This is a genomic window from Stenotrophomonas sp. TWI273 (assembly GCF_039674765.1).
GTDB lineage: Bacteria > Pseudomonadota > Gammaproteobacteria > Xanthomonadales > Xanthomonadaceae > Stenotrophomonas.
The window spans coordinates 254,823-267,453 of sequence record NZ_JBDJOA010000005.1 but is presented as its reverse complement, the minus strand read 5'-3'; the positions used below and the strand labels follow the sequence as shown (position 1 = coordinate 267,453).

12 protein-coding genes are annotated in these 12,631 nt (G+C 67.2%); 10 read left to right on the top strand and 2 right to left on the bottom strand.

What is annotated here, in order from left to right:
* The first annotated feature begins 23 nt into the window (after positions 1-23).
* The 9 genes from ABE571_RS09420 to ABE571_RS09380 all read left to right on the top strand — a co-directional run bounded on the left by ABE571_RS09420 (position 24) and on the right by ABE571_RS09380 (position 9,840).
* The gene (locus ABE571_RS09420; RefSeq protein ID WP_346493607.1) at positions 24-1,028 is read left to right on the top strand and encodes a TRAP transporter substrate-binding protein; all 1,005 of its coding nucleotides are present in this window, start codon (positions 24-26) and stop codon (positions 1,026-1,028) included.
* A 12-nt stretch (positions 1,029-1,040) separates the two neighbouring features.
* A complete protein-coding gene (locus tag ABE571_RS09415) occupies positions 1,041-1,571 on the top strand; it encodes a TRAP transporter small permease (RefSeq protein WP_346493606.1) in 531 nt (176 codons plus the stop codon).
* A 3-nt stretch (positions 1,572-1,574) separates the two neighbouring features.
* A complete protein-coding gene (locus ABE571_RS09410) occupies positions 1,575-2,858 on the top strand; it encodes a TRAP transporter large permease (protein ID WP_123730975.1) in 1,284 nt (427 codons plus the stop codon).
* Positions 2,831-3,988 carry a pectate lyase gene (pelA, locus tag ABE571_RS09405; RefSeq protein ID WP_346493605.1) on the top strand — a complete coding sequence of 386 codons (1,158 nt, stop codon included), beginning with the start codon at positions 2,831-2,833 and terminating at the stop codon, positions 3,986-3,988. The genes ABE571_RS09410 and pelA overlap by 28 nt, the downstream gene beginning before the upstream one ends.
* 38 nt (positions 3,989-4,026) lie before the next feature.
* Positions 4,027-5,607: a family 43 glycosylhydrolase gene (locus ABE571_RS09400; protein WP_346482571.1), complete on the top strand. Its 1,581-nt coding sequence runs from the start codon at positions 4,027-4,029 to the stop codon at positions 5,605-5,607.
* A gap of 43 nt (positions 5,608-5,650) precedes the next feature.
* On the top strand, positions 5,651-6,709 hold the full coding sequence (locus ABE571_RS09395; RefSeq protein WP_346493604.1) for a LacI family DNA-binding transcriptional regulator: 1,059 nt from the start codon (positions 5,651-5,653) through the stop codon (positions 6,707-6,709).
* A 178-nt stretch (positions 6,710-6,887) separates the two neighbouring features.
* On the top strand, positions 6,888-7,736 hold the full coding sequence (gene kduI, locus ABE571_RS09390; protein WP_313210589.1) for a 5-dehydro-4-deoxy-D-glucuronate isomerase: 849 nt from the start codon (positions 6,888-6,890) through the stop codon (positions 7,734-7,736).
* Positions 7,737-7,802: 66 nt separating this feature from the next.
* Positions 7,803-8,558, top strand: coding sequence for a 2-dehydro-3-deoxy-D-gluconate 5-dehydrogenase KduD (gene kduD / locus ABE571_RS09385; RefSeq protein WP_019184096.1), 756 nt, complete (start codon positions 7,803-7,805; stop codon positions 8,556-8,558).
* A gap of 178 nt (positions 8,559-8,736) precedes the next feature.
* The gene (locus ABE571_RS09380) at positions 8,737-9,840 is read left to right on the top strand and encodes a GDSL-type esterase/lipase family protein (RefSeq protein WP_346493603.1); all 1,104 of its coding nucleotides are present in this window, start codon (positions 8,737-8,739) and stop codon (positions 9,838-9,840) included.
* A gap of 135 nt (positions 9,841-9,975) precedes the next feature.
* Here ABE571_RS09380 and phhA read toward each other — a convergent pair whose 3' ends face one another.
* Positions 9,976-10,872, bottom strand: coding sequence for a phenylalanine 4-monooxygenase (gene phhA / locus ABE571_RS09375; RefSeq protein WP_313210648.1), 897 nt, complete (start codon positions 10,870-10,872; stop codon positions 9,976-9,978).
* A gap of 127 nt (positions 10,873-10,999) precedes the next feature.
* Between phhA and ABE571_RS09370 the strand changes: the two genes are divergently transcribed.
* Positions 11,000-11,482: an Lrp/AsnC family transcriptional regulator gene (locus tag ABE571_RS09370; RefSeq protein ID WP_313210595.1), complete on the top strand. Its 483-nt coding sequence runs from the start codon at positions 11,000-11,002 to the stop codon at positions 11,480-11,482.
* Positions 11,483-11,589: 107 nt separating this feature from the next.
* Here ABE571_RS09370 and ABE571_RS09365 read toward each other — a convergent pair whose 3' ends face one another.
* A complete protein-coding gene (locus tag ABE571_RS09365; protein WP_346493602.1) occupies positions 11,590-12,591 on the bottom strand; it encodes a patatin-like phospholipase family protein in 1,002 nt (333 codons plus the stop codon).
* Positions 12,592-12,631 lie beyond the last annotated feature (40 nt).

Below are 12,631 nucleotides of genomic sequence, written 5' to 3'. Positions count from 1 at the left end.
CGAGCACGCTTGGGAGGGCGCAGATGTTCACTCGCAGAAGTTTCCTGGCTACCAGTCTGGGCGCGCTTGCCGCGCCCGCGCTGACAGCCTGTTCGCGGTCATCCAACGCCGCACCGGCCGGTGCGCAGCTGTTGACCGCCACCGACGTCCACGTCGCCGACTACCCCACCGTCACCGCGGTGAAATGGATCGGGAAGACGCTGGAAGAAAAAACCGGCGGCCGGCTGCGGCTGCGCCAGTATCACTCCGGCCAGCTGGGCCGTGAGTCCGAGGCGATCGACATGGCCCGCTTCGGCGCCATCGATATCACCCGCGTCTACTCCGGCGCGCTCAACAACGCGTTTACGCTGACCCAGGGCCTGTGCCTGCCGTATGTGTTCGAGTCGGTGGCGCATATGCGCCGCGCGCTCGACGGCGGCGTCGCCGATACGGTCCTGCAGGGCTTTGAAACGCGCGATCTGGTCGGCCTGGCCATCTACGATTCCGGCGCGCGCTGCTTCTACAACACCAAGCACCCGATCGTGGAGCCCAAGGACCTGCACGGCCTCAAGCTGCGCGTGGCGTCCTCGGACATCTTCATCCAGCTGATGCGCCTGCTCGGTGCCAACCCGACCCCGATGTCGCTGGGCGACACCTTCTCGGGCATGGAAACGCACATGATCGACGGTGCGGAAAACAACATGCGCAGCTTCCATTCCAGCCGTCATTTCGAGGCCGCGCACTACTGGTCGCAGAGCGATCACTCCTATGCACCGGACGTGCTGCTGATGTCGCGCCAGAGCTTCGATGCGCTGAGTCCGGCCGACCGTACCCTGGTGATCGAGACCGCGCGTGAATCGGTGCAGGTGATGCGCGAGCAGTGGGATGCCTCGGAAAACACCGCCCGCCAGGCCGTGGCCGACTTCGGCATCAAGTTCAACGAGGTCGACATGCCGGCCTTCCGCAAGGCCGCCGACCCGCTGCTGCAGCGTTACCTGCAGCAGCCGGAGCTGGCCGCCCTCACCCGTCGCATCCGCGACTTCGCCTGAGGCCCCGACGCGATGTCCGACTCGACTTCCGAAACCGTCATCACCCCCACCGGGCCGCAGCGCCTGCTCAACATCATTGCCGACGTGGCGATCTACATTGCCGTCATCGCCCTGCTGGGCCTGGTGGTGGTGCAGGGCTGGCAGGTGTTCGCCCGCTATGTGATCAATGATTCGCCCAGCTGGACCGAGCCGGTCACGCTGCTGCTGCTGGCCACGGCGATGAGCCTGGGTGCGGCCACCGGTGTGCATACCCGCCGCCACTTCGGTTTCTTCCTGCTGGCCGCGCACATGGGCCCGGGCCTGCGCCGCGCCGTCGATGTGTTCGCCGCGCTGGTGGTGGCCGTGCTCGGCGTGGTCATCGCCTGGTGGGCGGCGGTGCTGCTGATGGACGGCCTGGATATCAAGGCCGCCGGCGCCCACCTGCCGCAGAGCATCAACTACCTGCCCCTGTCGATCGGTGGCGCCTTGATGGCGATCTTCGCCGTGAACCAGATGGCGCTGGCTGTACGGCCGGCCGATGCCGTTGCCGAGGGAGATCGCTGAGTCATGGGTATTACCATTCTTTTCACCGTGTTCGCGGTGCTGTTGCTGCTCGGTGTGCCGGTCGCGTTCGCGCTGGCCGCCGCCGCCCTGGCCACGCTGTGGTACCTGGATCTGCCGACGCTGGTGCTGGTCCAGCAGATCTCGGCCGGTACCGGGTCGGCCTCGCTGATCGCCATTCCCTTGTTCATCTTCGCCGGTGAAATCATGATGCGCGGCGGCATCTCCGAGCGTCTGATCTCGCTGGCCTCGTCGCTGGTCGGTCGCATGCGCGGTGGCCTGGGCCAGGTCTCGATCCTGTCCTCGCTGTTCTTCGGCGGTGTGTCCGGCTCGGCCATCGCCGATGTCTCGGCGGTCGGCGGCACGATGATTCCGCAGATGGTCAAGCGCGGTTACGACCGTGACTTCGCGGTCAACGTCAGCATCACCGCCGCGCTGGTCGCGCTGCTGGTGCCGCCGTCGCACAACCTGATCCTGTTCTCGGCCGCGGCCGGTGGTGGCCTGTCGATCGCCGATCTGTTCGCGGCCGGTATCGTGCCGGCGCTGCTGATGACGGTCGTGCTGATGATCACCGGTTATCTGGTGGCACGCCGCCGCGGTTACGGCGTGGAGATCTTCCCGGGCTGGCGTGCGGTGCTGCTGCGCCTGGTCTCGGCGCTGCCTGGCCTGGGCCTGGTGGCGCTGATCTTCATCGGTATCCGGGCCGGCATCTTCACCGCGGTGGAGAGCGCGGCGATCGCCGTGGTCTACGCGCTGCTGGTGACCACCGTGCTGTACCGCCAGCTCGACTGGCGCGAGTTCCTCGGCACGGTCACCCATGCCGCGCGCAGCACCGGTGTGATCCTGTTCGTGATCGCCACGGCGGCCGTGTTCGGCTGGCTGCTGGCCTATCTCGAAGTGCCCTCGGCCGCGGTCAACTTCCTGCAGTCGTTCGCGCACAGCCAGTTCATGGTGCTGCTGATGATCGTGATCATGCTGTTGCTGCTGGGCACCTTCATGGACCTGGCGCCGATGATCCTGATCTGCACGCCGATCTTCCTGCCGGTGGCCAAGGCCTACGGCATCGATCCGATCCACTTCGGCCTGGTGCTGGTGCTGACCGGTGGCCTGGGCCTGGTGACGCCGCCGGTGGGCTCGGTGCTGTTCATCGGTACGGCAATCGGCAAGATCAGCGTCGGTGAGAGCATGCGCTCGATCTGGCCGTTCTGGTTCGCCGCGCTGGGCGTGCTGTTGATCGTCACCTTCTTCCCGGAAATGTCGCTGTGGCTGCCTGCCCTGCTGCGCGCGTAAGCGTGCGGCGGCTGGCAGCCCTGCTGTGGATCGCCCTGCCCTGCGCCGTCATGGCGCAGGGCCAGGACATTCCGCTGCGCGGCTTCCAGGACGGCATCCACCATTGGCAGAGCGGGCATGGCACGGACTACCCGCGCTACTCCCCTGATCAGTACCGGCAGATCGCCGACAACCTGGTCGTGCTGCAGCGGCGTGGTGGGGGCTGGGCGGTCAACCAGGATCCGCAGCGGATCCTCGATGATGCCGCCAGGGCAAAGGTGCTGGCCGACCAGGCCACGCCCGGCGGCAGCTTCGACAACCGCAACATCTACACCCAGGTCAGCTACCTGGCCGACGCCTTCGCGCGCAGCGGCGATGCCCGCTACCGCGACGCGGCGGTGCGCGGGCTGGACTTCATCCTCGCCGAGCAGATCCCCGGCTGTGGTGGCTGGCCGCATTCGGTGCCCTCGCGCACCGCGTACCACGGCCACATCACGTTCGCTGACGACGTCACCAGTGGCGTGCTGACCACGCTGCGGCGCATCCAGCGCGAGCCGGCGTTCGGCTTCATCACGGCCGGTCAGCGCGCCCGCGTGGACGCTGCCGTCACCGCCGGCGATGCCTGCCTGCTGCGCCTGCAGGTGCGCCAGGACGGCGTGCCGACGATCTGGGCCGGGCAGTACGACCGCACCACCTTGCTGCCCGCGCAGGGCCGGAAGTTCGAGCTGCCGGCGCTGGTCACCGACGAGAGTGTCGGCGTGGTCCGCTACCTGATGTCGATCCCGGATCCCGCGCCGGAGGTGGTCGCCTCGGTCAACGCCGCGATGACGTGGTTCCAGGCGCATGCGTTGACCGGGTGGCGGCTGGAGACCTTCGAAACCACCCCCGCGCAGTTCCAGTTCCATCGCACCACGGTCGACCGCCGCCTGGTCGCCGATGCGGGCGCGCCGCTGCTGTGGGGCCGCTTCCACGACCTGCACGACAGTGGCGTGCTGCTGGCCAACCGCGAGGGCGAACGCGTCGCCACGTTCAACGACATCCCGCGCGAGCGCCGCACCGGCTATCACTGGTACGGCACCTGGCCACAGGCCCTGATCACCACCGAGTACCCACGCTGGCAACAGCGTCTTGCCGGGACCGGGGCGCGCTGAGCGCGGCCGGCCCACGATACGTTCAAGGGAGAAAGACGATGCACCTGAGGAAGACCCTGGCGAGCTTCGCCACCGCCTGCCTGCTGCTGGCCGGCGCCGGTCACGCCGCCGAGCCGGCCACCGCCTGGAAGCGCGGGATCGAGAACCAGCGCCAGGCCGATCTGGGCAATGGCACCTTCCTCAACCCGGTGTTCGCCGGTGATCGCCCGGATCCTTCCGTGCTCAAGGATGGGGAGGACTACTACCTCACCTTGTCCTCGTTCGATGCCTACCCCGGCCTGCCGATCTGGCACTCGCGCGATCTGGTCAACTGGCAGCCGCTGGGCCACGCGATCACCAAGAACGTCGGTGCGATCTGGGCGCCGGACATCGTCAAGCACGGCAGCCGCTATTACATCTATTTCCCGGCCCGCACCGGCGAGACCCGCAGCAACTTCGTGGTCTGGGCCGACAGCATCAAGGGCCCGTGGAGCGAGCCCATCGATATCGGCCTGGGCAGCTACATCGATCCCGGCCATGCGGTGGGCGAAGACGGCAAGCGCTACCTGTTCCTCAGCGGTGGCGACTACGTGCAGCTGGCCGATGACGGCCTGAGCGTGGTCGGCACGCCCAAGCACGTCTACGATGGCTGGAAGTACCCGGAAAGCTGGGACGTGGAGGCCTATGCGCAGGAAGGCCCGAAGATCAACTTCCGCGATGGCTGGTACTACATGACCACCGCCGTGGGTGGCACCGCCGGCCCGCCGACCGGGCACATGGTGATCACCGCGCGCTCGCGCTCGATCCACGGCCCGTGGGTGAATGCGCCGAACAACCCGATCATGCGTACCCAGTCGGCCGCCGAGCCGTGGTGGTCGCGCGGCCATGCCACGGTGATCGAAGGCACCGACGGGCGCTGGTGGATGATGTATCACGGCTACGAGAACGGGTACTGGACGCTGGGCCGCCAGGCCCTGCTGGAGCCGATCGAATGGACCGCCGATGGCTGGTTCGTGGCCAAGGGCGGCGACCTCGGCCAGCCGCTCGCCAAGCCGTCGGGTACCTCGGTCGGCCAGCACGGCATGGCGTTGTCCGACGATTTCCGCGGCAGCACGCTCGGTGCGCAGTGGTCGTTCTTCAACCCGGCCCAGGACGAGTACAAGCGCCTGGCCTTCACCGGCAAGGGCATGGTGCTGCAGGGCAAGGGCAGCACCCCGCGCGACAGCTCGCCGCTGACCGCCATCGCCGGCGACAAGGCCTACCAGTTCGAGGTCGAGATGGAGATCGCCCCGGGCGCGGTGGGCGGGGCCCTGCTCTACTACAGCGACCGCCTGTATGTGGGCGTGGGCAGCAACGGCGAGAAGTTCATCATGCACCGCTACGGCGAGGAGCGCCCCACCCGGCTGGCCCCCAGCGCCACCGGCGGCACGCTGTGGCTGCGGGTGACCAACAACCGCCATATCGTCACCATCCACTCCAGCACCGACGGCAAAACCTGGCAGAAGTACCCGGTTCAGATGGAAGTCTCCGGCTACCATCACAATGTGGCGGGCAAGTTCCTGGCCCTGAAGCCGGCGATCTATGCTGCCGGCGACGGCAAGGTCGAGTTCCGGAATTTCCGCTACCGCGCCCTCGATTGAGCTCCCCGCTAGAATCCCTTGACTCATCCCCGGTTTGAACGACATGTCATTGCGCAGCAAAACCGATCCGTCGCCGCACGGATTGACCAAAGGCAAGGCCGCCACGATCAACGACATCGCGCGTCTTTCCGGGGTATCGAAGAAGACCGTCTCGCGCATCATCAACAACTCGCCGCTGGTGCGTAAGGACACGCGCGAGAAGGTTGAGGCACTGATGCGCGAGGTCGGTTACACGCCGGACCCGCTGGCCCGCGGGCTGGCATTCCGCCGCTCGTTCCTGATCGGCATGGTCTACGACAACCCGACCGCCCAGTACATCGTGGACATGCAGTACGGCGCTCTGGATGCGCTGCGCGGCTCCAGTTTCGAACTGGTCGTGCATCCCTGCGATTCGCGCAGCCCCGGCTACATCGACGGCGTGCGCCGCTTCGTCCAGCAGCAGAAGCTGCACGGCGTGATCCTGGTGCCACGTGCCTCCGAAGACCAGGCGCTGGTGGACATGCTCGATGAGATCGGCTGCCGCTTCACCCGGATCGCCTCGCTGCCGCTGGACGAAACCTCGCAGATGGTGGTCACCCACGACCGCGACGGTGCCGCCGAAGCGGCCGATTACCTGCTCTCGCTGGGCCACCGCGATATCGCCCTGGTCACCGGCCCGAGTGCCTACCGCTCGGCGCACGAACGCACCGCCGGCTTCATCGATGCCCTCGCCAAGCGCGGCATCGAGCTGCCCCCGGCGCGCATCGTCGAGGCCGGCTATACCTTCGAATCGGGCGTGGCCGCCGCCGAAAAGCTGCTGCTGGGCAAGCAGCGCCCGACCGCCATCTTCACCGGTAACGATGAAATGGCCGCCGGTATCTACAAGGTCGCGCTGCGCGCGGGCATCAACATCCCACGCCAGCTCTCGATCATCGGCTACGACGACAGCCCGCTGGCCTCGCGCCTGTGGCCGTCGCTGACCTCGGTGCGGCGCCACACCCGCGACACCGGCCGCACAGCGGCCGCGATGCTGATCCAGCCCGACGGCCTGGCGGTGATGCAGCACGCCAGCGTGCGCCCGCACCTGATCGTGCGCGACTCCTGTCAGCCCCCCGAGGATTGACGCCCCGGGCGTGAACCCTCGGCGCCTCCCCCTGTCCTGTCGCCTCCCGTCCCGACCCCGTCTGCGGGCCACCCGACCTATCGTGCGCTGCAAAATGACACCGGTTTACCAACTGGCTACAATCACCTGAAATCGTGCCGGGGCCGACGCATCGCCCCACCCCTGCTCTGGAGACGCCATGTACTGCAAGACCCATTACGCCACCCATCCCGACGCCATCAAGGGCGCCAGCAATGACGACCTGCGCGACCTGTACCTGCTCGACGGTCTGTTCAACGCCGATGCGGTGACCCTGAAGTACACCCACTACGAGCGCTTCGTGCTCGGCGGTGCGGCCCCGGTCAACGGCCCGGTCTCGCTGCCCAAGCAGACCGAACCGGCCTCGGCCGCCGGCCATGCCTTCCTGGAACGCCGCGAACTGGGCGTGATCAACGTCGGCGCCGGCAGCGGTACCATCACCGTGGACGGCACCGTGTTCACGCTGGGCCCGAAGGATGGCCTGTACGTGGCCATGGGCAGCGAAGACGTGGTGTTCGCCTCCGATGACGCCGCCAACCCGGCGCAGTTCTACCTGGCCTCGACCCCGGCGCACGCGCGCTTCGAGACCAAGGCGCTGTCGATCAAGGACGCCGTGGCCCTGGACCGTGGCGCGCTGGAAACCAGCAACGAGCGCACCATCTACCAGTACATCGTGCCGGCCACCTGCCAGTCCTCGCAGCTGCTGCTGGGCCTGACCGTGCTCAAGCCGGGCAGCGTCTGGAACACCATGCCGCCGCACCTGCATGACCGCCGCAGCGAAGTGTATTTCTACTTCGATCTGGGTCAGAACGACCGCGTGTACCACTTCATGGGCGAGCCGGACGCGCAGCGTCACATCGTCATCCAGAACAACGAAGCCGTCGTGTCGCCGCCGTGGTCCATCCACATGGGCGCCGGCACCAGCAATTACGCCTTCATCTGGGCGATGGGCGGCGAGAACCTGGATTACACCGACATGCACGTGCTGGACATCTGCCAGCTCAAGTGACCCCGACGCGCCGCCGGCATCGCGCCGGCGGCGTCTGTTACGCATTGGACAAGGACTACATACGCAATGGCTAATCCGTTCAGTCTGGAAGGCAAGGTCGCCCTCGTCACCGGTGGCAACACCGGCCTGGGCCAGGGCATCGCGGTCGCATTGGCGCAGGCCGGTGCCGACGTCGCCGTGGCCGGCATCGCGCCGCCCACCGAGACCATCGCCAAGATCACCGCGCTGGGCCGCCGCTGCCTGGCGATCGAAGCAAACCTGATCAGCATCGAGCCGGTCGAGCGCGTCATCCGCGAAACCATCGAAGGCCTGGGCGGCCTGGATATCCTGGTCAACAACGCCGGCCTGATCCGCCGCGCCGATGCCGTGGAGTTCAGCGAGCAGGACTGGGACGACGTGATGAACGTCAACATCAAGTCCGCGTTCTTCATCTCGCAGGCCGCCGGCAAGCATTTCATCGCCCAGGGCCGCGGCAAGATCATCAACATCGCCTCGATGCTGTCCTTCCAGGGCGGTATCCGCGTGCCGTCGTACACGGCCAGCAAGAGCGGCATCGCCGGCATCACCCGTCTGCTCGCCAACGAATGGGCCAGCAAGGGCATCAACGTCAACGCGATCGCCCCGGGCTACATGGCGACCGACAACACCGCCGCGCTGCGCGCCGACGAGGACCGCAACAAGTCCATCCTCGATCGCATCCCGGCCGCGCGCTGGGGCACCCCGGAAGACCTCGGCGGCACCGCCGTGTTCCTGGCCTCCAGCGCCTCGGACTACGTCAACGGCGCGGTCCTGCCGGTTGATGGCGGCTGGCTCGCCCGGTAACACCATCGCTATGCGCTGGCGCTCCCACGATCTGCGCTGCAGATCGTGGGCCCCGAGCAATCGTTGCATCCAGACCGCCACCGCTTCGCGGTCGCCCCCTGACTCAGGGGGCTTTCCACCAGATGCACGCCGGTAGTGCCGGCCGCTGGCCGGCAGCTCTCCACCCAGGAGCATGACCATGCTGCGTTTGCTGTTGTCCCTGTCGTTCCTCCTCGCGGCCCCCAGCGCGCTGTGTGCCCCACACCGCATCTTCATTGCCGGGGATTCCACCGCCGCCGCGTACGGCCCGGAGCGCGCGCCACAGGCCGGCTGGGGCCAGGCCCTGCAGAGCTATCTCGATCCCGCTGTGTGGGAGGTCCGCAACCACGCCAAGGGCGGCCGCAGCACGCGCAGCTTCATCGATGAGAAGCGCCTGGATGCGATCGCCGCCGAGCTCCAGCGCGGGGACGTGCTGCTGATCCAGTTCGGCCACAACGATGCCAAGTTCGAAGATCCCACCCGCTATACCGATCCCGCTACGGCGTACCCGCAGTTCCTGATGCGCTACGTGCAGCTGGCCCGCGACAAGGGCGCCACGCCGGTGCTGATCACCCCGGTGGCGCGGCTGCTGTACGACTTCGGTTCGCTGCTGGACACGCACGGTGTGTACACCCAGGCGGTGAAAGCGCTGGCGACCCGCGAGCAGGTCGCGCTGATCGATCTCAACGACAGTTCCACGCGCTGGATCCGCGGGCTGGGCGAACACGGCGCCAAGCCGTATTTCATGTTCGTGCCCGAGCAGAACAAGGCCGATGGCACGCACTTCAGCGTGGCCGGTGCGACGGCGGTGGCGTGCCTGGTGATGCGCGACTGGGTGGCGTTGCAGCCTGACCTCACGTCGGCGCTGAAGCGCGATATCGACTGCGAGGTGCGCAGTGCGGGGCAGGGCGGTGAGGCCGCCAAACCCTCGCGCGTGGTCCACGAGCGTGACATCGCGGTGACCCAGCCCGGCCCGCATGGTGGAGCGGGGCCGACCACGGCGTATCCGTTTTTCGCCGAAGACACCGACCTGCCGTTCGTGCTTCGCAAGCGCGTGCTGCACAAGGGGGCCGGCATCGGCCTGCACCCCCAGCACAAAGACGAGATCTACTACGTCGTCAGCGGGCAGGGCAGCTACGTGCTGGATGGGAAGCAGTACGACGTGGCGGCGGGGGATGCGCTGCTGACGCGAACGGGCAGTTCGCATGCGCTGCAGCAGGTGGGGGAGATGGATCTGGTGGTGCTGCTGGCGTATCCCCGGTAGAGCCGACCGTTGGTCGGCTGCTCCAGCTCCACGGCATCCGCCGCATCGTGGCTCGAACGGCAGCCGACCAACGGTCGGCTCTACCGATCGCACAACGGTCGGCTCTACCGATCACACAACGGTCGGCTCTACCGATCACACGTCGCCGCCGTCTTCCCAGCCTTCGCCGGTGCCCTTCTGGAACACCGTGTCGCTGGCCTGCACCTCACCGGCGGGCAGATGGTCCTTGGCTTCCAGCGCGGCATAGATCGGGGTGAAGTCCGGCGCGGTCGCGGCCATCAACTGCTCGAAGCTGTCGATGACGAAGTAGGTTTTCTGGAAGGTGTCGATGCGGTAGCGGGTGCGCATGATCCGCTCCAGATCGAAGCCGATCCGGTTCGGCGCCGCCGACTCCAGCGAGTACAGCGATTCGCCCTTCGAGGAGACGATGCCGGCGCCATAGATGCGCAGGCCTTCCTCGGTGTTGATCAGGCCGAACTCCACCGTGTACCAGTACAGGCGGGTCAGGTGCTGCAGCGCTTCCGGGCCGATCGCATGCGCCTTGACGCCGCCGCGGCCGTAGGCGGCCATGTAGTCGGCGAACACCGGGTTCATCAGCAGCGGCACATGCCCGAACAGGTCATGGAACATGTCCGGCTCGGCGATGTAGTCGATCTGGTCCGGACGGCGGATCCACCAGGTGACCGGGAAACGGCGGTTGGCCAGATGGTCGAAGAAATCCAGTTCCGGCAGCAGCCCCTCCACACCCACCAGCGTCCAGCCGGTGGCGGCGCCGAGCACCTCATTGAGCTGGTCGAAGCGCGGGATCATGTGCGCGCTCATGCCCATCTCGTCCTGCGCGTGCAGGAACTCCTTGCTGGCGCGGCCTTCCAGCAGCGCACGCTGGCGCTGGTACAGCGTGCTCCAGGTGGCGTGGTCGTCGGCGGTGTAGCTGTCCCAGGGCTGTTCCACGATGGCGGTGGTATAGACCGGCACGTATCCCTTGTCGGTCTGCTGGTGTTCGACGCGGCGGGGGGCGGTGGCGGTTTCCATCGTGGTGGTCTCCTGGGAAGTCATCTGTCGATGCTAGGGCAGGGCACGCGCAAGAGGTTTGCAAAGTTGCGCGGATATGGGCTTCTGGCGCAAGATCATTGCGTCCACCTCATGTTGCGGGGCAGCAATGGCCGGAGATACCCAGTTCGACCGCACGGATCTGCGCTTGCTGGCCGAAATCCAGCAACACGGCCGCGCGACCAACGCCGAGTTGGCCGCACGGGTAAATCTGTCTCCGTCGGCCTGCCTGCGGCGCGTCCAGCGGCTGGAAAGCGAGGGCGTGATCGCCGGCTATGGCGCCCGCCTGGAGCCGCGCCAGATTGGCCTGGGCCTGCAGGCCTTCGTCCGGGTGCAGCTGGAGAAGCACGACCAGCACGCCATCGGCGTGTTCGCCGACAGCGTGCTGAACTGGGATGAGGTGGTGGCCTGCCATGCGCTCACCGGCGACATGGATTACCTGCTGCACATCTACGTGCGCGACCTGGAGCACTTTTCCAGCTTCCTGCTCGACAAGCTGCTCAATGCCGCCGGCGTGGCCGACGTCAATTCCAGCTTCGTGCTGCGCACGGTGAAGGATTTCCGCGCGCTGCCGTTGTCGCAGTTGGAATGACGCGGATCGCCCTCCCGATCGCACGGTAGAGCCGACCATTGGTCGGGTTCGTGGAGACCAGAGCCAGGAGCCGCCGACCAACGGTCGGCTCTACCGGTGGCGGGGCTTCAGCCCTCGCACTTTTCCTTGCGCCCCATCAGCTTGCCCACGCGCGAGGGCTCATCGCACTTGGGCGGCGGCGGCGGCGGCGGGGCCAGCGCGGCCGCACGCGCCTTCTGCAGTTGCTGGACCTTGGCGCGGATCTGCGGCATCGCCGCCATCGCGGCCTTCTCGCCTTCCAGGATCGCGTTGTTGCGCTGGCCGAAATCGGCGGCGCCGATGTCCAGCACCTTCGGCCGGATGATCACGTCCGCGCGCGCCAGTTCCTGCTCGCCCAGGCGCTGGCCCATGATCGAGATCGACTGGTTGACGATGCCGAGCATGCCGGTCGGCGCCTTGCCGCTGGCCTTGCTGGAGATGTCCACGGCGATCACGATGTCCGCGCCGAGCTGGCGCGCCGCATCCACCGGCACCGGGCTGACTACGCCGCCGTCGATGTAGTTGTACTTGCCGATCTTCACCGGCTCGAACACACCGGGGATGCTGCTGGAGGCGCGCACGGCCTGGCCGACGTTGCCCCGCACGAACACGGTGCGCTCGCCGGTTTCCAACTGGGTGGCGACCGCGGCGAAGGGCTTGCTCAGCTTTTCGGCGGGACGGTTGTCGACCTGTGCGTTGACGTAGTCCTGCAGCTTCTGGCCCTGGACCAGGCCGCCGGAGAACAGGCGCACGTCGCGGATGCTGGCTTCATCCAGGGCCACCGCCTTGGACTGCATCTGGAACGCGTCCATGCCGCTGGCATACAGCGCGCCGACCACGCTGCCGGCGCTGGTGCCGGACACCACCACCGGTTCGAAGCCGTTGGCCTCCAGCATCTTGATCACGCCGATATGCGCAAAGCCCTTGGCCGCGCCGCCGCCCAGCGCGATGCCGATCTTGACCGGCTTGGCCGGGGTCACCGGCACAGCCGCCGGCGGCGGGGTCGGGCGCACGGGGTCACCGCCGCAACCGGCCAGCAGGCCGAGCAGGGCAACGGACAGCGTCAGGCGGGTACGGCGCAGTGAAGTCATCGGCGTGGCAACTGAATGGGCATCAAGGGGCGCCAGCATA